17 protein-coding genes and 2 pseudogenes are annotated in these 23,191 nt (G+C 58.3%); 10 read left to right on the forward strand and 9 right to left on the reverse strand.

Going from position 1 to position 23,191, the window contains the following annotated elements; genetic code table 11:
* Positions 1-30: 30 nt before the first annotated feature.
* Entirely contained in the window at positions 31-447 is a 417-nt protein-coding gene (locus NMP98_RS15745; RefSeq protein ID WP_254858812.1) for a Tfx family DNA-binding protein, read from the reverse strand.
* A 63-nt stretch (positions 448-510) separates the two neighbouring features.
* Here NMP98_RS15745 and NMP98_RS15750 point away from each other — a divergent pair, with 63 nt between their 5' ends.
* From NMP98_RS15750 to NMP98_RS15770, 5 genes are all read left to right on the forward strand, one after another.
* Positions 511-1,425, forward strand: a complete 915-nt coding sequence (locus tag NMP98_RS15750; protein ID WP_254858813.1) for an extracellular solute-binding protein — start codon at positions 511-513, stop codon at positions 1,423-1,425.
* Entirely contained in the window at positions 1,400-2,209 is an 810-nt protein-coding gene (locus NMP98_RS15755; RefSeq protein WP_254858814.1) for a molybdate ABC transporter permease subunit, read from the forward strand. The genes NMP98_RS15750 and NMP98_RS15755 overlap by 26 nt, the downstream gene beginning before the upstream one ends.
* A gap of 3 nt (positions 2,210-2,212) precedes the next feature.
* The gene (locus NMP98_RS15760) at positions 2,213-3,253 is read left to right on the forward strand and encodes an ABC transporter ATP-binding protein (RefSeq protein ID WP_254858815.1); all 1,041 of its coding nucleotides are present in this window, start codon (positions 2,213-2,215) and stop codon (positions 3,251-3,253) included.
* 1,175 nt (positions 3,254-4,428) lie between these two features.
* Positions 4,429-6,390: a bacterio-opsin activator domain-containing protein gene (locus tag NMP98_RS15765; protein ID WP_326494480.1), complete on the forward strand. Its 1,962-nt coding sequence runs from the start codon at positions 4,429-4,431 to the stop codon at positions 6,388-6,390.
* Between the two features lie 255 nt (positions 6,391-6,645).
* Entirely contained in the window at positions 6,646-7,266 is a 621-nt protein-coding gene (locus NMP98_RS15770; RefSeq protein WP_254858817.1) for a hypothetical protein, read from the forward strand.
* A 25-nt stretch (positions 7,267-7,291) separates the two neighbouring features.
* Here the strand turns inward: NMP98_RS15770 and NMP98_RS15775 are convergent, their stop codons facing one another.
* The 6 genes from NMP98_RS15775 to NMP98_RS15800 all read right to left on the reverse strand — a co-directional run bounded on the left by NMP98_RS15775 (position 7,292) and on the right by NMP98_RS15800 (position 16,627).
* Positions 7,292-12,160: an RHS repeat-associated core domain-containing protein gene (locus NMP98_RS15775; protein ID WP_254858818.1), complete on the reverse strand. Its 4,869-nt coding sequence runs from the start codon at positions 12,158-12,160 to the stop codon at positions 7,292-7,294.
* A gap of 11 nt (positions 12,161-12,171) precedes the next feature.
* On the reverse strand, positions 12,172-14,118 hold the full coding sequence (locus NMP98_RS15780; protein WP_254858819.1) for a carboxypeptidase-like regulatory domain-containing protein: 1,947 nt from the start codon (positions 14,116-14,118) through the stop codon (positions 12,172-12,174).
* A gap of 118 nt (positions 14,119-14,236) precedes the next feature.
* Positions 14,237-14,884, reverse strand: a complete 648-nt coding sequence (locus tag NMP98_RS15785) for a ribonuclease H-like domain-containing protein (RefSeq protein WP_254858820.1) — start codon at positions 14,882-14,884, stop codon at positions 14,237-14,239.
* Positions 14,881-15,201 (reverse strand): DUF8156 family protein, encoded by a 321-nt coding sequence (locus tag NMP98_RS15790; RefSeq protein WP_254858821.1) that lies wholly within the window; start codon positions 15,199-15,201, stop codon positions 14,881-14,883. The genes NMP98_RS15785 and NMP98_RS15790 overlap by 4 nt, the downstream gene beginning before the upstream one ends.
* A 2-nt stretch (positions 15,202-15,203) precedes the next feature.
* Positions 15,204-16,040, reverse strand: coding sequence for a hypothetical protein (locus NMP98_RS15795; RefSeq protein WP_254858822.1), 837 nt, complete (start codon positions 16,038-16,040; stop codon positions 15,204-15,206).
* 428 nt (positions 16,041-16,468) lie between these two features.
* Positions 16,469-16,627 (reverse strand): hypothetical protein, encoded by a 159-nt coding sequence (locus NMP98_RS15800; protein ID WP_171814224.1) that lies wholly within the window; start codon positions 16,625-16,627, stop codon positions 16,469-16,471.
* A gap of 575 nt (positions 16,628-17,202) precedes the next feature.
* Here NMP98_RS15800 and NMP98_RS15805 point away from each other — a divergent pair.
* From NMP98_RS15805 to NMP98_RS15820, 4 genes and pseudogenes are all read left to right on the forward strand, one after another.
* Complete coding sequence (locus tag NMP98_RS15805; protein ID WP_254858823.1) at positions 17,203-18,282, forward strand: DUF5677 domain-containing protein; 1,080 nt, start codon at positions 17,203-17,205, stop codon at positions 18,280-18,282.
* A 227-nt stretch (positions 18,283-18,509) separates the two neighbouring features.
* Positions 18,510-18,692, forward strand: a pseudogene (locus tag NMP98_RS15810) (SOS response-associated peptidase family protein); the annotation flags it as partial.
* Positions 18,693-18,926: 234 nt separating this feature from the next.
* Entirely contained in the window at positions 18,927-19,865 is a 939-nt protein-coding gene (locus NMP98_RS15815; protein WP_268105299.1) for a ParA family protein, read from the forward strand.
* Complete coding sequence (locus NMP98_RS15820; protein WP_254858825.1) at positions 19,858-20,259, forward strand: DUF7970 domain-containing protein; 402 nt, start codon at positions 19,858-19,860, stop codon at positions 20,257-20,259. Before NMP98_RS15815 ends, NMP98_RS15820 begins: the two co-directional genes overlap by 8 nt.
* 241 nt (positions 20,260-20,500) lie before the next feature.
* Here NMP98_RS15820 and NMP98_RS15825 read toward each other — a convergent pair whose 3' ends face one another.
* Positions 20,501-21,769, reverse strand: coding sequence for a tyrosine-type recombinase/integrase (locus NMP98_RS15825; protein ID WP_254858826.1), 1,269 nt, complete (start codon positions 21,767-21,769; stop codon positions 20,501-20,503).
* A 331-nt stretch (positions 21,770-22,100) separates the two neighbouring features.
* On the opposite strand from NMP98_RS15825, the gene NMP98_RS15830 reads away from it, so the two are divergent.
* On the forward strand, positions 22,101-22,901 hold the full coding sequence (locus NMP98_RS15830) for a DUF7260 family protein (RefSeq protein ID WP_254858827.1): 801 nt from the start codon (positions 22,101-22,103) through the stop codon (positions 22,899-22,901).
* A 200-nt stretch (positions 22,902-23,101) separates the two neighbouring features.
* On the opposite strand, the pseudogene NMP98_RS19675 reads toward NMP98_RS15830, so the two are convergent.
* A pseudogene (locus tag NMP98_RS19675) lies at positions 23,102-23,191 on the reverse strand (methylmalonyl-CoA mutase family protein); the annotation flags it as partial.

The following is a 23,191-nucleotide window of genomic DNA, read 5'->3' on the forward strand; positions in this document are numbered from 1 at the left end:
GGCGACTATAGAGATGGTATCTCCAGATAACTATTCAGAGAATACCTTCACATCCCCTTCCGTAGTCAGCCCGACTCTAACTTCGGTGCATAAACGACTCTCATGAGCAACCTCTTTGAGGAGGCTGTACAGGTGTGCGTAGAGTTCGGGGCGACAGTAGCGAATTTTCACCCCTGCGTCGTCACCGTGAGCGTATACTTGGTCGACGAGTTCGTTGAACTCAGTCCCTGACGAAACGGTGAATTGTGCAGGTGCACGAATCGTACGGAGGAGTTCAAGCGTCCGACGTGCTTTCTCGATGTTTTTTTCGGCTGCCCGCTCGATAGCACTCACATTTGAGTCCGTGGTCCCCAACTCGTTAGCGACTTCTTGTTGCGTGTACCCCTGTTCCCGGAGTTCTATCACCTCGACTTGCCGGTCAGTCAGTACTGTCGTATCTATTTCCACCACATAAACTCAAACAGAAGTGTTTGAGTTAAGCTTATTGGTCAAACAGGGCATCCTCTTCATGTGGTCGGTGATACATCAATTGGCCGCCGCCAGGTCCTTGCGGGAATCGCTTCGGGACTCGCCGGTACCGCTGGCTGTTTTCGAACGAGGGGTGGTGGCGGCGAATCGGCGACAGTCTCGATGCTCGCTGCGGGAAGTCTGAATAACGCCCTCGAAAACGGTCTTCGATCGAACGTTGACGCGACCATCCAGGTTGAAGCCCACGGCTCTGCTGAGGCCGCTCGCCTCGTCGCAGAGGGGCAAAAAGACCCTGCCATCGTCTCCCTCGCGGATATCGCCCTCTTTGACTCTCCGCTCAGTCCGGAATGGTTCGCCGAGTTCGCCACCAACTCCATCGTCATCGCATACAACTCAGACACCGATGGGGGACAACGCCTCGCCGAAGCCGGTTCCAAGAACTGGTTTAATCCGATTTTGGATGATGACGTTACTCTCGGCCGCACGGATCCCGAGTTGGATCCGCTTGGGTACCGGTCTCTTTTCATGCTCGGACTAGCGACCGAATATTATGGAACCGGGGCAGATTTGCGGGCGGCGATCCCGACACGGGAACAGATTTACCCCGAAACACAGCTTATCAGCCAGTTCGAAACCGGCTCTATCGACGCGGCGATTGCGTACCGAAATATGGCTGTCGAGCGCGGCTACGATTACGTTGATCTCCCGGTAGAGATCGACCTCAGCGACCCGGCGTACAGCGATGCCTATTCGACCGCCAGCTATGAACTACCAAGCGGGAAGGTCGTTCAAGGAGGAGTAATCAGCTACGGCTCGACTATCCGTCATCAGTCTCCCGCTGTTGTGGACGTATTCAACGCGCACACGACGAGCCAGTATCTGAGTGAGTTTGGTTTCGTCGTGCCAAAGGACTACCCTCGATTTACTGCTAATGTTCCCCATGATGTCACGGACTGAAGACGCCGTCAAGCGATTCGACTGGCTGTCAGTAGCGTTCCTACTCGGCGCGGCCTTGCTGTGTTACTATTTATTGCCACTGCTTTCGCTCGTTGTCAGTCAACCACCTGGAATCGTTATTCAGCGGCTCACGACCCCAGACGTAGTTTCTGCTGCGACCACGTCAACAACGGCATCATTCACGAGTACGGCCCTCGCGACGCTGTTCGGACTTCCCCTCGCATACTGGTTGGCTCGTACCGATAGTGGCATCCAGACGCTCGTCACTGCGCTCGTCGTGTTGCCGCTCGTCCTTCCGCCGATTGTTAGCGGGATGGTGTTGCTCACGGTTGTCGGGCCAAATACGCTTCTCGGTGAGCTGGCGGCCGCTAACGGAGTTCCGCTAACCAGATCGATCGTCGGGGTGGTCCTTGCGCAGACGTTCGTTGCCTCACCCTTCGTCGTTATTACGGCGAAGGCAGCTTTCGAGAGCGTCGACCGCCAATTGGAGCACGCTTCACGCTCCCTCGGAAAGAGTCGATTGACGACCGTCCGACAGGTGACACTCCCTATCGCATGGCCCGGTATTCTCGCCGGGGTCACACTCGCGTTCGCCCGTGCTATCGGTGAGTTTGGCGCGACGATCATGCTCGCATATTATCCCCGAACGATGCCAGTCCAGATATGGGTATCATTCACGACGCTCGGACTAGACAATGCCTTTCCCATTGCTGTTATTCTCGTTGGGATTGCAGTGGCAACCCTCGTCGTTCTCCACGTACTGGGAACGAACCCTTTGGAGTGACTCATGCTTGAATTAACTTCCCTCACGAAGATGTACGATGGCTTCGAGTTCGGTCCGGTTGACCTCTCTGTCGAGACCGAAGTACTCTCAGTGCTCGGCCCATCCGGAAGTGGCAAGACAACACTACTTTCGATGATTGCGGGGATTGTTGATCCCGATTCGGGAACTATTTCTCTGAACGGTCGGTCTCTCGAAGACACGCCTATCGAGGAGCGCCGGGCTGGGCTTGTTTTTCAGGAGGGGGCATTGTTCCCCCATATGACTGCAAGGGAAAATATTCAGTACGCAGCGACCGACTCGGGTCGTGTCGACACTCTCGCCTCGCTACTGGAGATCAGCGACATACTGAATCAGCGGCCGGCAACGCTTTCAGGCGGTGAGCGGCAGCGAATTGCTCTCGCTCGTACGCTAGCGGCAGACCCGGATGTACTGCTCCTTGATGAGCCACTGTCGAGTCTCGACGCGCCGATTCGGCGTCGGTTGCGCCGTGATCTCGCTGATTTACTCGCGTCGCTTGATGTTCCCGTCGTCTACGTCACACACGACCAACGAACGGCAACAGCGGTCGGTGACCGCCTCGCCGTCTTTCATAATGGATCGGTTGAGCAGGTTGGGCCGCCGTCAACTGTGCTTAACCGTCCTGCTACCCGATTCGTCGCACGATTCACCGGCACAGAAAACATCCTCGAAGCATCGGTTGTTGACCGAGATGCAAGCGTAACAACGATCGAAATCGGAGACATCCATCTTCGAGCATCTGCGACAGAACTCACCCATACTGAGGTCACGGCATGTATCCATCCCTCGCGTGTACAGTTGGCTATGACTGCCCCAGATGACGCGCCGAGTCGTGGGAACACTATCTCTGGGATGGTCACCGATTGGTTGAACGTGGGTACACAGTATCGTCTTTCAATATATATCGATGGCTTTTCAGACCAAATCATGGTCACTGCACAGCCGTCTGTTTTTGAGCAATTTGAGATGGAATCTGGGCACAACCTGCAGGTCACTATTCCGCCAGAAGCGATTCATTTGATATAACAACTATCCCAGTCCGGATACTATATAGATTCAAAGTACCTGATGGAGATCTGTGTGAGCAGATCAGCTCCTTTTCATGGCACGACTCTGTTTGGTCGTGTTAAATTAACTATAACTCCACTAAGCGGCGTGGGTTTGTGACCACGTTTTTGCGGCCAGTCGGTCGATGTGACTGAACCAATTTGAAAGCAAACAAGTTCTCCAATATATTTTAAAAATGATGAATTGAGCAACGCTTCTGGGGGCGTGTTGTTGGACGCAGGGGCCGAGGTTTTCTCGTCGGAGACTACCGAGAAAACCGTCTGCGTCATCGACGAGAAACATGGCGTTTTCGATATTGTGCTTCTCGGTGAGTTCGGTGAGAAATCCTCGTGTGATTGGATATTAACACGGAAAAAGCCGTGAATGAATGGTTTTGTTCGTTTACGGTTACCCGTGGTGGACAGCCAGTACCGCTCGTTGTTGACTCGGATAGTCTTTTAATCGACAGCGACCCGATCCGGGCTTTCGCCGCCAGTTGGCCATAGGTTAGCTTTCTATCCCAATTGTGAACAGCAACTCGACTCTACTGATATCTAAATAATAAAATAATTATATATAATATTGATAATACTGCGAGATAGTGGTGGATGCCCTTTCAACGGTCTCGCGGGGTATCCTCTCTCGCTCTATAAGTCCCAAGTCGATCTACTCAGTAGTGAACGGCATTCCCTATAGGACCAATAGTGGGGTTCCCGATAATCGATGGTGTGTCGCTTTCAGGATTGCGGATTTTCTGTTCTCGATGGCACAGAACGCCTCCAGGAACGGGCGTGTCGACGTCGATCACCGGGTCGTAGGAACGTAGCGTCCCGTCGAAAGCCGGGCCGTCGCGCAACTATCTCGGTCGCGACGACGCCGTCGGCGGTTATCTCCCACTCTAGGACGCGGCCGTCACCCAAGAAGTCAATCGTGAATGGCATCTGATAATCATCTCCTCCTATACGTTACAGAACAGCCGAATGTCCGATAAGCTACGGCGTGTCTCCATGTTTCTGGAAGCGAGTCGAGAACACGAACGATGACGTCTCTCCTCTATTTTTTGTGTTCTCTTTTCTTCCGGAATGATTCGTGCCGAGTCCTCCCGACATCGTCAAGTCGATATATTTATACATATTCCATCATGTTTTGTGGTAATGACTGACGAATGCAAATTATCCGTCAGTTGGCAGGATTTGGCCCGGTCGGTTTCCGGGGGTGTCGGGATTCAACAGGGTGAGCATCTAGTATATGTTTCACCAAGATTCGCGGAGATAGCCGGAATGGAACCCGAGGAGTTAGAGGACTACCCGTGGAAGGTGGTGTTCGAACCGAGACGAATAGAAAAAATACAGGCTGCCCTTGATACCGCTCTGGCAGGGGGCCGCTGGCAGGGGGAAGCACGAGTGGGTGGAATAGATGGGTCCCACGTTGAATTGACCCTCTCCTCTTTGGACGAGGACGACATCGTCGTCTGGTCGCTCAGCGAAACCAGTTCGGCGGAAGAAATAGAGCAGGCGGATTCAGAAACACTCCTATTAGCGGAGTCACCTCGGTTGGCGCGAACTGTGTTGAGCACTATCGACGATGTCGTCTACGTCATCGGCGACGATGGCCGGTTCTGGTTCTGGAACGAATGTCTCGCCGAAACGACGGGATACACCTACGAGGAAATCGGAGAGATGAATCCTCGGGACTTCATACCGGAAGATCAATACGAGTACGTTCCGGGGTTGATGCAGTCGATCGGAGGCATCGATGACCGGCGCGTCAGAGTCGATATACTTACCGCCGAAGGTGAGCGGATCCCTCACGAGTTCGACGGGACGACATTTGAGGACCCCGAGACGGGGCGTTCGTTCAGATGCGGCATCGCGCGTGATATCTCCAAGCGATTGGAACGGGAACAGAAAATACGACGCCAGCGTGATGAGTTGGCGACGCTGAACCGTCTCAATACCCTTCTCTTCGAAACTACTCAGGAGGTGATTCGGACCGGAAACGAGGGGCCGATTATGCAGATTCTCTGTGAGCACGCCGTGGAATCGGACATCTATCGGTGCGCATGGGTCGGTCAGCGTGAACGGGGTGCGGTTCGGTTTACTTGTGTTGCCTCCGAAGGGTTCGAAGGAGACTGCGAGACGATACAGACAGATGAGATGACCAATGGTGGCGGATACGAAATAATACGAGAGGCGATAAATACGGATAACCCCAAGGTATCGATTTGTCGAGACCCCTCGACAGTGCAGTGGTTAGAAACTGAACACGAAGACGACATCGAGTCGCTTGCTGCCGTTCCACTCGGTCACGGTGATACCGTCTATGGCTGTCTCGTGCTCGGTACTAAACGTCCCAACGCGTTCAGTAGTCGAGAACAAACTGCACTGGCTGTTCTCGGTCATATGCTCGGAACCGTGCTACACGCGGCCAGAACCCAGGAACTGGTGTCCGCGACCTCGGTCGTCGAACTCGAATTCGAGGCGACACACGGGGAACACCTACCCCTCTTTTTTGGGTCCGACATCGATGGGACTCTATCGCTCGAGGGGTCCGTGCCGGGCAGCGAGGGGTGGATACTCTATCTATCCGTCGAAGGGGTGGACCCAGCCAGTGCTGCGGATGCGCTCCGGGCAACGACAGCAGTCGAACGCACTCGGGTAATCACCGACGGTTCCACATCGGGGCGACTGGAAGTCGTCTTCTCCCCACCGTCACTACCCGATGTCGTCAGCGCCGCGGGTGCAACCCTTCAGGAGGCTACTTTGACTCCGGACGGTGCGCGATTCGTCGTCGAGGCGCCGACTGATTCCGACATTTCACATATCGTCGACCATATCAACGAAAAGTACCCCGAAGTGGACTTACTGGCTACTCGTAAGCGAGACCGCGACCCAGCGATGATTCCACAACCGGGCAGTATCCTCGACGAGTTGACGCCCCGTCAACGGGAAGTGCTCGAAGTCGCCTACCGGGCGGGCTACTTCGACTGGCCACGCGAAAGTACTGCCGAAGAGGTCGCAGACGCGCTCAAGCTCGCACGTCCGACTGTCCACGCACATCTCCGGAAGGGAGTGCTGCGAATCCTGTCAGAACATCTCGACATTAACAAGCAGTAAGCGGCCGAGTTCCCGTTAGACGTACTTGGTTGAGCGATTTCGATGGACGCGGCAAACAGAAGCCAGTAGTGCCCACTCATTGGCCGCGACGTTGAGGATTCAGCAGAGGTCTCGCATGGACGCTACATACGTAGACTCGTCATTGATGTGGGGTGGAAGTGAACACCCGATTATGATGTCGCGACGTGCGTCTCTAGTGGGTACGTGGAACCGCTTGCTTGATCAACGGTGTCCCTCGATGGGTGGTGAATCGCTGTGACCTACGGCCACGAGAGGACAGGCGGTCGTCCGGCCAGCCCCCCGGCGCTGACGCGGCGGGAGGTGCTGGCCACGTCCGGTGCGCTGGCCCTCGGCGGTGTGCTCTCGGGTACGCCCGAGGATGCGAGCGTTTCTTCTGAGGACTCCACTCCGGTGCTCGCTGCTGGCGACCTCGTCCAGAGCGATGCCTACGTCGAGTGGCAGGTGAACGCCGAGATGTCGGCGCTCGTCGAACACCTGCGGGCGACCGTCGACGCCTTCGAAGGCGCCGGGAGCGCCGCCACGGCGTTCGTGAGTACGGGCGCCGACGGGATTCCCCAGTACGTCGAGAGTGCGACGTTCGCGGATGCCGACGCCTGGCCCGCCGTTGGTGAGCAGACCGCAGCCTGGTTTGCCGAGCGACATGGGACCGCGGCGACAGCGGAGCGACGGGAAGCGGATGTCGGGGCGTGGACGTTTGCTGCCGGCGACGGCACGCTCGACGCAGTCCGCCTCGATAAGGTCGACGACAGAGTCGTCCTCACTATCGTCGGCGGCGAGAACGCGGCTGCACTCGATCCACTGACGGCCGCACGCCAGTACGCGGCCGTTGTACGCGGCCGAATCGGCGGGCGGTAGCGCATCAGAAACTCGGTTTTGAGTCTCAGCAGTTGTCCGGACTCTTCGAACCGCAGTCGCCACTCCCGGGACCGATAAAGGGATTCTCTGGATCGTCTACAGTCTGCAGGCCGAGCGGGTCGGCTTCGAACAAGGTGGACGCGATGCCGTCAGTCACCGAGATGTCTGAGAGGTTACTGAGCATCGATGTCCCGTAGATAGATCCACGCAGCGAGATTTCGAGGGCGGCAGCCTGGCCGACGGCTGTCGCTCCAGCAGTCGCGCCAGTGGTTGCGGCCGCAGAGGCGGCCGCCGACCGCGAAGCCCCTTTACCCAGTTGTTCGATGCCTTCCTTGGCACCCTCCTTGAGTGCCGTCTTAGCGCCGTTTTTAAGCGTCTCCTCGGTGTTGCCCTGTGGTGCCGTCACGTCGCCCGAAATCTCGTCGATGGCGTTTCGGACCGGACTGATATTGTCCATGGTCATGTTGTAGTCCTCGTTTACGTCCTCCCAGTAACACGAGAGGCCGCTCCGGTCCAACGCGTTGACCGGGTCGCTGTGGGCGTACGCATAGAAGTTGTACTGTCCACCGGCTTGGAGAATCGGATCGCGTGCCGTAAACCGGCCCGTCTCCGGCTCGTAGTCCCTGAGGCCGAACCGAACCAGGCCCGTGTCCGGGTCGCGGACACCACCGCCGAAGCCGACGTGGAGTCTGAATCCGGGCGCCGAGTCGTTCTGGACGGCGCCGAAGCTGTCGCGAACGATTTCCTTCTCGACGGTGCCGTCGGTCGCGGCGACTACGCGCGGTGACCCGGCCTGATCGGTGGCCACGTAGTGCCAAGTGCCGTCGCGGTCAAACGCGATGAGTCGGCCCGACGGGTCGTAGTAGTAGCGGGTTCGAGTGCCGTCCGGGTCACGGGCGACAGTCAGTTGCCACGGTCGGTTCGGGTCGCCGTACAGGTACTCCGTCGTGTTCCCGCTTACCGTCCGGCCAATGAGACGCCCGTGTGCGTCGTTCGTATATGTGACCGTGGACCCACCATTGGGTGTCGCCGTGAGGAGATGTCCCTTCGGTGAGTAGCTGAAGGTGTCGCTGCCGCGGCCGCTGAGAAAGCCGTCCTTGTCGTAGCTGTAGGCGACCGTGGTTCTACTGCCACTCGACTCTTTCTCGCACGCTTTCAGGCGGTCCCCGGTACGGTACGTCGCGTCCAACGTCGCGGGCCCGAGCGTTCGCGAGACGCGGTTGCCGTTCGCGTCGTAGTCGTAGGACTCGTCGGGACCGTGCCCGAGGGTACGACCGGCGAGTCGCCCGGCCTCGTCGTAGGAGAACGTCTCCGTCGTCAACTGACTGCCGTCGACGGTCTCGGTCCGTGTTTCGATTCGACCGGCGTCGTCGTAGGTGTAATCTGCGGCGTAGATCGCCGTCCCACCGACCTCGTGTGTCCGCGTATCGACTCGACCGCGACTGTCGTAGGTGATCGTGATCGTCAGCGTGCCGTCGGTGATCGTCGTGGGAGCACCATCGGGACCGTCTCTGGTCAGGGTGAACGGGCCGTACTCTGTCGTCAGGCCGTCGTCGTCGTGGCTCAGCGAGTGCGTCTGGGAGCTACCGACGTCCTCCGGGAACGTGATCCCCGTGACGAAGCCGTCGTCGTCGTGGCTGTACTCGAACCGACCGGAGACGGCTCCGCCGTACTCCAGTCCCGTCGTGGCCATGCCGTCGCGGTCGAACGAGACCGTCTGGTCCGTGCCGCCATCGGGCGACCAGGTCAGCGTGTCCACGCGACCGGCGGCGTTCCAGTCGTAGGATACAGAGGGCAGTCCCGACCCGCTCGCCCCGGGGGTAGTGCCCGTGCGACGGCCGCCGGTGTCGTAGCTGTTCGTCATCGTCCGACCGCTCGCTGGGTCGAGGTCGGTCAGCAGGCCGTCGCCGTCGTAGCTCATCGAGACGCCCTCGCCGTCGGGCAGCTCCGGCGGCTCGTACCCCGTGAGGCGACCGGCGGCGTCGTGGCTGAACCGGTGGACGTCGCCGTTCGGACGCTCGAACTCGGTGAGGTTGCCAGCATCGTCGTACTCGAAGGCCTCCGTCGCGGCATCGGCGCTTCCGGCAGCCGTCGTGGCAGTCTGGATACGACCCAGCACGTCGCGGTCGAACTCGACCCGACGGCCGGTCTCGTCCTCGGCAGCCTCGAGGTAGCCGTTGGTGTCGTACTCGAATTTGAACACCGTCCCCGCCTGTTTGCGCTCGCTGATTCGACCGTTGCCGTTGCGCTCTATCGACACCGGATCGACGCCGTCGGCCGACAACTCCGACACGTCGCCGTTGTCATCGAGCGTCAGGACAGTGGACCGACCCTCAGGGGTCGTAATCGAGTACTCGTTTGTGGCGGCCTCGAACGTTCGATCGAACGTCCGACCGTTGATCGTCACCGTTTCGGTGAGCGAGTCGAGGCTGAGGGAGTCGCTGTCGTCCGCGAGCGAGACGGTACGGTCGGTCTTGGTGACCGTCTCGCGACCACTTGGAGAGACCTCGACCGCTTTCTCGGTCACCGGAGCGGCCATCCCGAAGCGGGGGTCAGGACCCTGAGACAGTGTCCGCGACCCCCCGTCGCGGCGTGTCACTTTCCACTGTTCGCCAGTCGTGAGTCGGGTACTGCTCGAGGTCCCCCCGCAACACTCCGTCGTGAACAGTCGGTCTCCGTCGTCCCACTCGCTGGTGTGGGTAACCTCGCGCATCTCGGGAGAGATCCGCTTGATCCTGGCTCCGTCGCTGATCGTAGAGCGGACGAAACTCGTCGTGGCACCGGTCGGGTCGGTCCGGTCGGTCAACCGTCCGGCCTTCCCGTACGAGAACGTGTTCTCGTTGTCCGCGGGGTCCTCGGCTCGAGTCAGCAGTCCTAGTTCCGTGAAATCGAGCGCGATCTGGCGTCCGTCGGGAAGCGTGACCGTCGAGAGGTAGCCGTTGGCGTCCGTCTCGAACGTCGTCCGCTGGCCGGTGGGTGACTCAATGGCCGCGAGGCGCCCGTCGGCGGTTCGCTCGACCGTCGTCTCGTTCCCGTACGCGTCGACGAACGCTTCCACGCGCCCCTCGTCGTCGTAGCCAAGATCCCACAACGTCCCCCCTGTCAACGTGTTCACCGTTTCCTCGTGGCGCTCTGGGATCCGTGCTGCAATCCGCCCGTCCGGATTCGGAAAGAGGCCGCTATCGTCGACGGCGAACCGGACGCGGGCGAGGGCGCCCAGGTCTCCGGTCGTCGTGAGGACGAACGTCCCGTCGGGGGCCACCGCGACGTCAGTGTCGTCGAGTTGGCCGAAGCCACCTGCCGCCGGATCCCCGCTTTCGAGCGGATCGTCTTGGCTGTCGCCGGTGCCGAACAGCCGACGAACGGTCCCGTCGGGGGCCACCCGCTGGACGACTTCTGTTGAGAGGTCGGCCACGAGAAGGTTCCCGACCTCGTCGACGGCGAGATCACAGATGTGCCCGAACCCCGCGTCTCTGGCCTCGGTCCCGTCGACTGCGGGCGAGGAGACGGTGTCGTCTATGTCGCCGGTGACCAGTCGGAGAACCCCGTCGGATTCGACGCTCAAGACGTTGTAGTAGGCACCGATCCCGTCGGTGTCGTTGGCGACGTACACCGTTCCCTCGCCGTCGACGGCCAGGCTATCGATGTTCTGAAACTCCACGTCGGTCGGAGCAGTGTCGAAGGTCCCGTCGTTTTTCGGCCCGATGGAAACGTTCAGACTCGAATCGACCGGGGCACCGGCGACGGGTTCGATCTTGCCGTTCTGGGTAACCCGGCGGACGGCCTGTCCCTCGTATCCGTCGAACCCGTCGAACGCATCGACGAAGTAGACGCTCCCCTCGGGGCCGACCCCGACATCTATCGGACGGATCGCCGTCTCGGTCGCCTCACCCATGTCCTCGTTCGCTCCGATGTCGTTGAAGTTCAGGTCGCTGTTGGTCGGCTTGGTTCCGTCGCCCGCGATACGCGTGACCGATCCGCTGTCGGGGTCGATGCGAAACACCGCGTAGGCCGCCGGATCGGCGGCGTATATCGACCCGGACGGGCCCACGGCGATCCGTCGGATCTCCTCTATCGGGTCGCGGCTGTCGACGACTGTCGAGACGAACGAACTGTCCTCGGTGACCGTGGTCGAGGGGTCGGTCGTCTTCTCGAGCGCGTAGGTCCGATCGACCGCGAACACCGTACTGAAGTCGCCGATGTACAGTGTCCCGTCCGGCCCGAACGCCATCGAATCCCTGTTGAAGCCGCTGGCGATTTCCGGCGCCGCGTCCGAGAACACGTTCTCGACGACACCACTCACTCCCCCCTGTCCCTGCTCGTCGACCCAGACCGGGTCGCGCTGGAGGGTCGCCGTCCAGCCGCCGAACCCGAGCTCCGTGGGTCGATCGTAGCGGAGTTCCACCTGATAGGTCCGCCAGACCGTTATCGGCTCGCGGCCCTCTCCGTAGGTCACTTCGAGCGACCCTCGTCGCCCGAAGCTTTGACGCAGACCTTCTCCCGCACCACCACCGCCCCCTGGTTGAACGCCAGCAGGGGTGGGATCCGAGTACACGGGCGTGTACTGGGCCCCGACGCGAACGGTCGCCCACTCCGATCCCTGAACCGGACGCCCCTGTCCGTCCTCGCCGTTCCACTGGAAGATGTAGGAGCGTTCGGTCGAATCCAACTCGACCTCGTGGTGTTGTCCGGCGACGTCTATCTGCACGACGTGGCCGAGCAGCCCTGACGATAACGGGTTCAGACCGACGTCGATCGTCGCGTCACGGATGTTGCCTTGCTGTCGCATGCTCCGGTATTCGAGATTCAGGTCGGTACCGGGAATGCGGAGCCTCGCGTTCGTCGCTAGATTCTGTGCGTCCGTCGAAACCGATAGTGGGGTGTTCCTCGTCATCGTTGTCACTCTCAGCAGGGGTCCGGATCCTCGGGTTCGTCACGCCGCTCCCGTTCCGGTGGGAAAACGGCGCTTTCGGGTGGTCTAACGGGCCAGTTGCAGTCCCACGGCGTGAAATGGGGCAACGGTGTCCGCCACAGTTCGTCACCCACCTCGTACAGGTCGGCCAGTGTTTCGCGCTCGGCGTCGCCGACGCCCAGATCCGAGAGGGTCTGCTCGTCGGCCGCGGTGTCGCTCCCGTCGATGTCGAGGTCGGCTTTGCCGTCGGAGATCCCGAGGATCTTCACGACCAGGCCGTTGTTGGAAGGCACCCAGTTCGCCGCATCGGCATCGTAGGACCCGGTCGGTACGGGTGCTCCCACCGGAAAGTCGAGGAAGTTGTCCAGGTAGAAGACGACGTCCGTGTCGAACTGCAGGTCCCCCGCCGACCCGGAGCCGATGAACCCACCGCCGGAGGAACCGCCCGACCCGGATGCCTCCTCGTCGACGAAAAACTCCGATGCGTAGGTGTAGCCGACTTGGCGCGGGAGTCCTCCCGGCATCGACTCCGGCCCCAGATCGCCGACGGTGTACTCAGCGGTCCGGACGGTCAACGACTCCGGCGCCGTGCCGTCGGCCGTCCACTGGGCTGCGGTCCCTTCCGGGACGAAGACGACGGCCGTCCTGGTGCCATCATCGTCCGAGACCTTACCGCTCTCGACAACCTGAGGTTCGTTAGCATCGTTTTCGATTTCGGTCCCCTCGCCGTCCGGTTCGACCAGCGCGACATCGTCCATAGCCGTCTCCTGGTTCCAGTTCAGATTGACCGAACGCTGGGCAGGGAGGTAGCCGTCCTTCTCGAAGCGAACCGTCTCGCGCCCGCCGCCGTTGAGCGCCATATCCCACTCGCCATCCTCGCGGGTGTAGGTGTATCCGAACTCCGGTCGGTCTTTAATCGAGACCTTCACCCCCGACAGTGGCGATCCGTCGCGGTTCAAAACCGTCCCTGTGAGGGTACTCACCCGTTTTCCCTCGATTTTCGCTGGGTCCGCATCTCGCTGAACTGGTTCGGATCCCTGATAGAGGAACGCAGCGCGGTCGGCGGTCGAACTCGTCGTCGTGAGGTCTGGTTCCGGCGGGTCTGGCTCTCGCAGGTCCGGCTCTGAGTCACCCGGCGAGGGCGTCGGTGTCGGCGTCTCAGTCGGTGTTTCGGTTGGTGTCGGCGTCTCAGTCGGTGTTTCGGTTGGTGTCGGCGTCTCAGTCGGGGTCGGTGTTGACGAGTCGTCGCTATCGTCTCCTCCCCCACCACTCCAGCCGCCACCGGCATCCACTTGGTTGCCGTCAGATGACTGGCTCGACGATTCCTCTGTCGGTGTTGCAGTCGTAGTGTCGGTGGGGCTTGCTGTCTCAGTCGCAGTATCGGTTGGGACTGACGTTTCAGTTGCAGTGTTAGTGGGGCGTGAAGTCGCAGTCGGGGTATCTGTCTCCTCAGGAGAGGATGTCACACCCGGCGTATCCGTTGCCGTCCCCGGTGTCGCCGTCTCATCACCCCATCCAGGAATGCCGGAGCAGCCAGCAACAACAGTAGCTAGAGCCGTCGCCGCTGCCGGGACAGCGCGCCGACTCGTGTCGTTCGTTTCAACCACGAGGTCCGGTCCGTCAACTGCGGCGCGTACCGTGACCTGCTCGGCAGCGAGGAGACGGTGGTCGTCGAAGACGCGGCAATAGACCGTCGAGTCGTCTAACCCCATCGGTACATCCACGCGAAAGGTGCCGTCAGGACGCGCCGTCGACAGCGCGAGGAGATCCTCCGTTAGCCGGCCGAATAGTCGGTCCGGGAGCGATTCGAGCATCGAAGCGGGGACGTGGGCCGGCACTGGGTCCGGAATTCCATCGGCACGCCACACCTCGATTGTCATCGCTCCATTTGCATCCGGGTCCGTCCCGTGTATTACTCCAGCAACCACGTCCGATGACATTGTGGCAGACCGTAGCGATAGGAGTGTCAAAGAAGTAGACGCTACCAGCGTAGTGACGACGTTGGTGGGTTCGACGGCGGTGGCATCCCCGGATATCACCGTTAGACACAACTTGTTTTCAAACGACCGGCTCAAGTGATTTCATCGAGAAGTCCGACTTCGAGCAGTACCGTTCTGCGAGATCCATCAACGCTCGCGTCCGACGGATATCGGCGACGTTGTGTGTGATGAGTGGTTCAAATGTACTTTCCTCCCACGCTGTGACGGCCTCACTGCTATCGGCGAATGGATCAAGCTCGTTCATCCCTGCCCCAATAAGTTCTCCATAGACGCCATTCAGTGTATTTTCGCTGGTATTGAACCGTTTCTCGAAGACATCCATCACATCGACATACGGCAGCGTGCCAAAGGGCCACTCAAGGCTGTGTGTACAGAGCCGAGTCCGAAGAAACGGCAAATCGAATCCACCATTCCACCGCTCACCGTTGTACGCGACGAGTTTCGCGTTCCGTTGGGTAAGTGTTGATGTGACGAACGTCGTGAGTTCGGTTAGTAATTCCCGTTTGCTGTCGTGGGAGGTGAGTTGCACCGCCGTCTGGAGCTTCTCGTTCAGCTGGTCTGTGAGTGTTGGCGATGGTGTTGTTCCATCCGTATTGAGAAACACTCGGGATGCGACAGCAGAGTCAAACCCAACAACGGTGAGTTGATCTCTTGTCTCGAACCCAGTCGTTTCGATGTCGAAGGCGACTGTCGATAGTTCGGTCATTCTGAACCCCCAGCAGTATTCTCTGCGGCTGGTTGGGGCTGTGTGTCCTCGCCTTCCGCAATCTGTTGTTCAAGCTCGGCGAGGCGGTTTTCGTGGTCGTCGAGGCGGGCTTCCTGTTCGAGATCGATGCTGAGCAGCGCCGGTGCGAGGGAATTCTGGTGGTTCAACAGCCCGCTCGCGTCAGCGTGCTCGCGGGCGTACTCGAACAGCCGATCGAAGCGCGGCTGGTCGCGACGCCGTAGTGCTCGCCGAAAATCCGCCCAGCGCTCTTCGATGGCTCGGAGGGCATCTCGGTATGTTGGGTTCGTGCGTCCCATCGTTATCGGCCTCCCGAATCGGCCGCTGTCCACGCATCAAGCATGGGGTCCGCGGTGGCCGCCACCGTCCCACCGTCAGCCGTGACGCCCGTCCCGACCCCCTCTGGAGTCGGCGTCGACACCGACGCCGTCGGTTCCACGTCGACCTGCGTGGCGCGAGCCGCGAGCAGCTGCCGCCAGTAGGCGAACGTGGTCTGATAGTACGCGCCGTCACCGACGGGATAGACGAGCGTCTCGAAGTCCTCGCCGACGACCCGTGGCCCCATCCGGGTTTGCTCACACTCCAGGTGGTGGTCGGCGACCGTCGCGATTGATTCGGTGAATTCGTTTCGTTCGTTTCGCGTAACGAGCACCGGGATGTCGTACCCATCGGCGTAGGTTGCCAACCGAGCGAGAGTTCGAGCCTGAAGGGTTCCCGCGTGGGTTTCGCCGAGGGTATCGTCGGCGCGGTACTGGGCGTCGACGGCCGGCGCGACGATGAGGGCGGGCGTGTGGGGCGACGTGTCCTCGTCGCGACTCAGTTCCCCTCGACCGGCCGCCCTGGCGTCGGTGGTAGACATCTGGATCGACTTGTTCACCGCTGACGGGAGATCACAGACGGCGCCGTAGTGCTGGTAGGCGGTGAATCCGCGGGCGACGTGGATTCGGTTGAGCAACCGTTGTCTGGGGGCTATCTGCGTCAGCGTGGCCGTCGTCGCATGGCCGTTTGCGTCAATCCAGAAAGCGGGCCCGTCGTGCAAGAGGAGATGATCGAGTACCAATGACTGAAGGATCGGAACACCCCGATCACCGTTGACATCGAGGAGTGTGATACCGTCCTCAAGGGAGGGTAGCAGCATTCCGTCCGTCGCGGGATCGGCTTGATTAGCCAGATTCTGGTTGCGGTCAGCGCTCCGTGTTGGCTGGTCTACCGCCAATCGATTCGACGTTGAGTGTTCTCCCATACCCGATTAGTTGTCTACGTACCCGATAAGCCGCGGCGTGGCGCTTCCGCGTTTCAAGAAACTCGATGTGATCTCCTCCAATCCCGGTACAGTCCCGAGTAGTCTCCGTTTGGATCCTGTTTCCGAGAATAGTTCCTGAATCCAGCGTTCTCCGTGTTAACCAACATCCGGCCGTATTGGCGGCGGCGTGTTGGTTAAACCTCCACAGCTGTAGTCTCGAGCCTAACTGCTCGGAATGTTAATGCTCAACGCCACGTTGGAAGAGGTGCTCTATGAGCTACCCACGAACCCACGTCGACCACCGAAACCCCGATCACCACGAGTCAATGCACCCAACTCGAAATATCGTGAACGCCCACGTTGTTGCCGGGGAATTTCTCACTTCGCGGTACCACGAGGCGCTTCAAACTGTTCTCCATCCTCTCGGCGAGTCTCTGGACACCAAAGACCAACATGCGCTCAACGACCTTGGCATCGTCCATGCTACTGGTTCCTTGAACGAGCTTTCCCCTATCGTTCGCACATACGTCAAACTCGACGAGTATTGGACACGTACCCATCGTACTGCACTCAACGAACTATTCGCTGATCGACGTGCTCACGTCCTGAGTTGCTGTACGCGGTTCCTTTCTGAGTTCCCTCGACACACTCTTGAAGCCGAATCTGGCCGTTCCGGAACTGCGCTGGATACTACCCTTGCTCCGCTTCTCGAGTGCGGATTTCTCTCTCACACCGACGACGAGAAAACGACCTATACTGTCGATGAACATCACGCGCTGTATCGACCGACTGAACGGCTCTTAGACGCACTTCTTGACCAAGCAGCTGTTCTCTGTGAGCTTCTGCCACCGACCGAGCTCTAATCACACGATTCAGAACCTTTTCGGCTCTGTGGAAATCCTCTTGGTCACATACCATCTGCGGTGAAATAGCCGGGAAGTAGGCTTGCTCACCGACGACTAACGCCAACAGGGTTCTTCTTTTCCAGAGTCCTTAATTCTACAAGGCTGTGAAGCCGTGAGAAGCATTACTTGCCCAGACTGTCAAGAACGCCAGTATGAGCGACGTGGAGGACACGAACTGGTTTGAGGAGGCCGTCGAGAACGCATTAAGCATCGACCCCGAAGACATCGCCGCCGACACAGACGAGATAGCAGACTTGGTATTCGAGTATAGTGACGAACTCCTCGCCGAATACGCGGTAAAATACCCATCCGTGATGGACGATGAGGCCGCCACCCGGGAAGGATTCGAAACGCGTCTACACCAACGATGGGGACAAGCCTTCGACAACCTCGAGTTCTTCATCTTGCTGAACCACGAGGCAGGTTCCACGTTCAAACAACACTTAATCGAGGATGACGAATTATCTGACACAGACCCACTCTTCTCCGCGCTATTCCGGCTTCACGCACGGGCTTGTCAGGTGTCACGCGAAGTGCTGGCGTTGATACGAGCTGGATACGCTGACGGCGCATTTTCACGGTGGCGCGCACTCTACGAGATCGCAATCTCTGCCCAATTCATCTCAAAGCACGGCAAGGATACGGCAGAGCGATTCCTCCACCACAAAATCGTCGACGACTACTTTGAAGCCGAACTTCTTCAGGAACACCACGAGGAACTCGGCGTTAAATCGTTTTCAGATGACGAAATGGAAGATATCGAGGAACGATTGGAGCAGATGGTGGACCAGTATGGGGGTGCGTTCAAGCAATCCTATGGATGGGCGCATGTGGAGTTGGATGAGAACCCCTCCAGACGCACGGTCGCCGAAGATGTCGGATTGGACAGGTACGAACCCTACTTCGCCTTCGCAAGTGATACTATCCACGGCGGTGCGAAAGGCACCCTGTACCGGATGGGGTTAACCCCCAATACTCAGACGGAAGTGATGGCGACTGGCCCGACGAATACCGGGTTCACAGACCCCGCACAATTCACCGTGTTGATGCTCGCCGAGGTCACCGAGGCTCTGCTGCTAAATTGGGAACAAATCACGTGGTCACTTGTTTCTACGTCTGTGTTCGAAATGACCCACGAAGTCATTGCGACGTTCGACGACATCCGCAAGCAGTTAGAGGCGGAAGTAGCGATGGCCGAAGGGAAAGGGTACACTATCGGCGGTCGAGACTGATTAGCAGATTTGAGTTATCGACGGCGACGAAATCGTCGTGTCGGAAGTCCACCGGCACGCGTTCCCCGCTCTCCACATCCTCAAACACCAGACACCCACCCACCCATTCAATGTTCTCCCCCTGTACTCACCGATTGTCCCCAAATCTACAATCAAATGAGGGGCAACAGCACCAGCCCTTCACATTTCCAGATACGTTGAAGACTCTCCCGGTCGGACCCGGATGTATGTGTGGCCGAAACTCGCTCTTCATCGACCAGGCCGACCTCGAGGCCCGCTTCGACGCCGAGGTTGTCACGGACGGCGGGTACACACCCTGATACAACATTGCGCCTGGCGACGACCTCCACATCGTCACGAACGAGGCTTCCGATGAGATCGACGCCTACCACTGGGGGCTGATTCCGTTCTTACCGATGTTGGGGTCGAAGAACGGTTTGAGTGGCAACGGAGTGAACTGACTGATATCGAATCTGAACTCCGCTCTATGCTGGAGTTCGTCTCCTGAGCCTCGTTTACTTATTCTATCCTAGCTATTCTAGAGTAGAATACTATTTTAGAATAGCGTATGGTTGTGGAATAGAAAACTATTCACACTATTTACCACAGAGTTAAGTCGAGAGGGGTTAATACTGCTGAATAGTATGAGTGGTTCAGATAGTAAGAATAGCATAGATAGAACGAATAGCCCAAATAGCCCATATGATTCGGTACAGACCGATGGGAACTCTCGAGCTGTTTCGGTTTGTATGTTGAAGGGGGGCGTCGGCAAATCGACAATTGCTGTCAACCTCGCCCGGCAGCTGGCCGCACAGGGCCACGATGTACTCCTCATCGACCTTGATCCGAACGGCCACGCGTCCGTCGGCTTAGGCTTTGACGACCAGTATCACAACACCGAGGAAACCATCGGCGACGTCTTCTTCGATGATGCTGACCCGACTTCTGTTGTCTACGATACCAGCTACGAGTTCGATATTCTCCCGTCCAGCGAGGACTTAGAACAGGTCGAGCGGGAGATCGTCGTCGGCGACGTATTCCAACCCTCTGCGCTACTCAAGCGGGAAGTGGTAGACCCACTCCTCGGGGACACGTATGATTATATCGTCACGGATTCGCCGGCGTACCGCTCTCGACTCACTGACAACGCGCTCGTCGCGACGGCTAATCTGGTGCTTCCGCTCGCCCCCGGGAATGAGGCGATGGCCGGTCTGGAGCGAACCATCGAGCGCCAGATTTCACCGCTCCGGAAGCATATGGATGTCGACGTCCTTGCGATGGCTCCGAATATGTTGAGCGGCCGTATTGACCAACAGACCCAGGATCGACAGCTTCTGGAACGGCTCAATTCCCACGATAACCTCCAGGACCGCATCCCGAACTTCGCGCGGATTACGGACTGGGAGGCTGTCGACGCCGGCGATCTCAAACCATCTCCCGGCATTCGGGACCGTACCAGTATCACGAAGGCCTACGGCGAGCGCAAACCGCTACTGGACTACGACCCAGACTGTGACCAGCTGAAGTGTTTCGACGAACTGGCTCACATTGTCGAGGCAGGGGAGGTGGTCCGCCATGGCTGAGGACGATCCGTTTGCCGACCTCGGAGAGACGCTTGAGGATGAACCGGACGACGAACCACAGGATACGGATGAGGGATCCGAATCGGGGGCGACCGAGGAGACACCGTCTCAGGAATCGGTTGAGCCGCGGGATCCGATGACCGATACTGCGTTCAGCTACGAGGCTGCTAAACAGCGCCCCTTCTATGCCCGTCAGGCAACGATCGAGGACTTCGATTCCTGGCTGAAGTACGAATTGGAGCGCGAACTCAACCAACAGGGCTATCAGAACATCGTTGTTCGGGAGATGACCGATGCTCTCCTGCGAACTGTCGTGGAGGAAGACCTCGTGGAAGAGGTGGCCAAACGGTTCGAACAAGCCCGAGAATCCGATTTTTCAGAATCAGGCGAATAGTCTACTATTTTTGAATAGAATACTATTTTATAATAGCTTAACAGCAGTCCTGGAATAGCTGACTCTCCAGTTTGTACCGCGGACTCAGTTGAGACCTTGAGAAAGAGGGTTTAGTTGAGCGGATGGCCAGCTGGCGTCTAGAGGTCACTGACTGATCTCACTAGAAGTACGAACTCGACAACGAGTGAATGGCCCCTAGGACAAGCCTCGACGCATTCGGTCTGCTCCGATTGCGGACTTCTTAGGACTCGTCACCGAAGGCGGCTTTCAACTTCTCGCGCATCAGCGCACGACGGACGCTCCGGCGTCGTTCTTCGGAGAGATAGTCATTCCAAACGACTTGAGCGGAGCTGCTACCCTGTTCTTCTGCAAGTTCGCTGACCGCGTCGAGCAAGACATCTTCAAGGACCTCAGAGTAGGCGTTGTACCAATACTGGCGGGCCTGCTGGGGGTTTGGATAGGCATCATCGCCATCTCCGAGAGTTACACCAGCGCGATCAGCGAGGTCGTGAAGCCAGTCACGAACGGTGTTGCGGTGGACGTGGCCCGACTCTGATCTCGTCGACGGGAACAGGTATCCGCCCCAGTCGTCGCCGTCCAGTAGCGAGATGCGTGTCTGAGCATCTTGTTCTCCAAAGGGGATGTTCACCGTCGATGGACCATTCTTCCGCTCGTCGAACTCGATGTACGGTTCGTCGACGTCGAGGACCAACTGGTCGCGATGCAGACGAGCCACCTCGTTCGCGCGCAGCCCCCACGCACAGAGAGCGACGACAAGCGTTCTCTCCCGGTTATTGTGGGCTTCGTCGTAGAGGGCTCGTACCTGATTCGGCTCGATAGTCTCCTCCGACCCGTCGTCGGGATCGACATCGGACCAATCAAAATTCGAGGCAACAGCCGACGTGGGGATGGTCGTCGCGAGGCCTCGGTCCCGCAGGTGTTCATACCACTCGTCGACGGCTCGATACACCTTTTCGAGAGTGGTCCGCTTGTACTGGTCATCGAGACGTTCAAAGGCCCGCCAGCAGGCGTCTTTCGCTTCGTACTCTGGTGTTTCGCTGTCTGGAGCGATTGGACTCAACAAATCATCGGTGTCATTGACGGTGTAGTATGCGCCCGCGTACTGCTTCAGACGGCCACGATGGGTCGCAGTTGTTGTCTCGCTCCACCGGTTCCCGCGACGTCGTTCGAGATAGGTTTCGAGCGCGTCGATGGTGTCTTCATCGCCAATTTCCCAGTTGTAGCCCGGTTCTTTGTCCTCGAGCCCCAGGGTTTGCGTCCAGAAATCCCCGAAGGAGAGGTCGTGATACTCTTGAAGTGCGTAAATGAGATCTCGGTGGCCGTTTTCGACAAGCCACTTGTAGGTTGGCCGTTCGCTATTCGGGTCCTGCCCCTCGGAGCGGAGGTCGGGCCCGACTTCGGACCAGTAGCGCTCCTCGAGTTCGTCGAGCGTGCAGACTGAGGCTCCTTTCTTCCGCAGCGCTGGATAGATGTCGTTGGGGTCACTCATTGGTCTCAGGGTTCTCCGTATGCTGTTTGATTTTGGAATCTGAGTGGGCGGGTTTTGGCATGTTCAGCCAATCTTTCGGAATTTATATAATTCTGTTGTTGGTGCAGTCTCTATTCAGACTGCTAACTCAACAACAAAAAGGGCGAAATTCCATAAACTATAAATTACTATATCTAATTTGCTCCGGTCTGGTTGATCCTCCGAGGTTGTAGCCCACCCGACGCAAGTCGGATGTGTGTAAGGTTGTGCCAACAAATATTACTCAATAGTGAAACGAAGAGGTAACGTTAAGCCACTTCGTGTTAGGACTTAACATACCGCTCTCGGATGAGTGGCACACGGAGCGGTACACCACGGAACAGGCATGACCACTGCATGTGAGATACTCGACCGGGCAGTAGAATGTATCGAAGAAGAAACACAGAGCCTCCAGCGGGAGCGTCAGGCCTTCGAGACCTTTCGAAAATCGGTCAGCAGAGCCCAACCGGCCACGGGCGACGGTGGAACACAGACTGGAAGCCTACTCGAAATATACCAAGAGACGGTAATGTCGACACCTGATTTCGAGGTAGCCTACGACGAACCAGTTTCTGAAAGCCTCAAATCCGAACTCTCTCCGTCCATAGCCGAAACACTCCAGCAAAACGAACCGATAACACAACACTTCAAACGCAATTTACTTCTCGCGACGACCGAAGCTATCGAATCGCGAGTCCGGTTTATTCGGGTGTTGGAGGCAGAACAGGAGTCGATTCGAGCTGTTTTGAAGACGGTACTGGAGATTGAGGACACCCTTCAGGAACTGCCAGTCTGCACGTTACGATGTCTTCAGTTCGAACAGTTCGTTGACGTCTGGGAGGCCTGTGAAGAGACTGTCGAGCGATGCGACCAACGTTCCGAACAGCGGCAACGCCATATCAACGAGCGGCGGAGTAAAAACGAGCACGCGAATGTCGGAGCACATGCCCTCAACGCCTACCTCTACAGCGACCTCAAAACCCAATTTCCAGCGTTGCGTGCCCTATCTGAAAAAAGACAAGAAATTGAACAATATCGTGGAGAAGCGACCAAACCAGTCAGTCACACGCGGGAAGATAACTGTGACAGTGGTCTCGAGGCGACATCAAATTGAATCTGCCACAGAACACATCCAGCCCTATCGTTCACGGGCATTCTTGCGGACGGGCTCGATGATATCCTGCATCGACGAGCTTGGACCAAATATCTCGACGACGCCGAGATCGCGGAGCCCCTCGCAATCATTGTCGGAGATGATCCCCTAGCTAACACCAGAGTGTGCTTGAAGGCCTCGTGCTCTTTTCAGGCCGTCGAAATCGTGACTTGAACGATATTGCTCAGCGGCTGTTGGGCTGTCAGCGACTGCCTCGCCGTCTAGGTGTGGAAGTTCAGGCGCTTGGATCC

Origin of the sequence: Natronomonas gomsonensis (assembly GCF_024300825.1) — an archaeon.
Classification (GTDB): Archaea; Halobacteriota; Halobacteria; order Halobacteriales; family Haloarculaceae; genus Natronomonas; species Natronomonas gomsonensis.

Excerpts from the sequence above, each read along its gene's own strand:
- NMP98_RS15755 (WP_254858814.1), top strand. The coding sequence starts at position 1,400 with ATGTTCCCCATGATGTCACGGACTGAAGACGCCGTCAAGCGATTCGAC.
- NMP98_RS15760 (WP_254858815.1), top strand. The coding sequence starts at position 2,213 with ATGCTTGAATTAACTTCCCTCACGAAGATGTACGATGGCTTCGAGTTC.
- NMP98_RS15765 (WP_326494480.1), top strand. The coding sequence starts at position 4,429 with ATGACTGACGAATGCAAATTATCCGTCAGTTGGCAGGATTTGGCCCGG.
- NMP98_RS15775 (WP_254858818.1), bottom strand. The coding sequence starts at position 12,160 with ATGACGAGGAACACCCCACTATCGGTTTCGACGGACGCACAGAATCTA.
- NMP98_RS15780 (WP_254858819.1), bottom strand. The coding sequence starts at position 14,118 with ATGTCATCGGACGTGGTTGCTGGAGTAATACACGGGACGGACCCGGAT.
- NMP98_RS15785 (WP_254858820.1), bottom strand. The coding sequence starts at position 14,884 with ATGACCGAACTATCGACAGTCGCCTTCGACATCGAAACGACTGGGTTC.
- NMP98_RS15790 (WP_254858821.1), bottom strand. The coding sequence starts at position 15,201 with ATGGGACGCACGAACCCAACATACCGAGATGCCCTCCGAGCCATCGAA.
- NMP98_RS15795 (WP_254858822.1), bottom strand. The coding sequence starts at position 16,040 with ATGCTGCTACCCTCCCTTGAGGACGGTATCACACTCCTCGATGTCAAC.
- NMP98_RS15800 (WP_171814224.1), bottom strand. The coding sequence starts at position 16,627 with ATGGACGATGCCAAGGTCGTTGAGCGCATGTTGGTCTTTGGTGTCCAG.
- NMP98_RS15805 (WP_254858823.1), top strand. The coding sequence starts at position 17,203 with ATGAGCGACGTGGAGGACACGAACTGGTTTGAGGAGGCCGTCGAGAAC.
- NMP98_RS15815 (WP_268105299.1), top strand. The coding sequence starts at position 18,927 with ATGAGTGGTTCAGATAGTAAGAATAGCATAGATAGAACGAATAGCCCA.
- NMP98_RS15820 (WP_254858825.1), top strand. The coding sequence starts at position 19,858 with ATGGCTGAGGACGATCCGTTTGCCGACCTCGGAGAGACGCTTGAGGAT.
- NMP98_RS15825 (WP_254858826.1), bottom strand. The coding sequence starts at position 21,769 with ATGAGTGACCCCAACGACATCTATCCAGCGCTGCGGAAGAAAGGAGCC.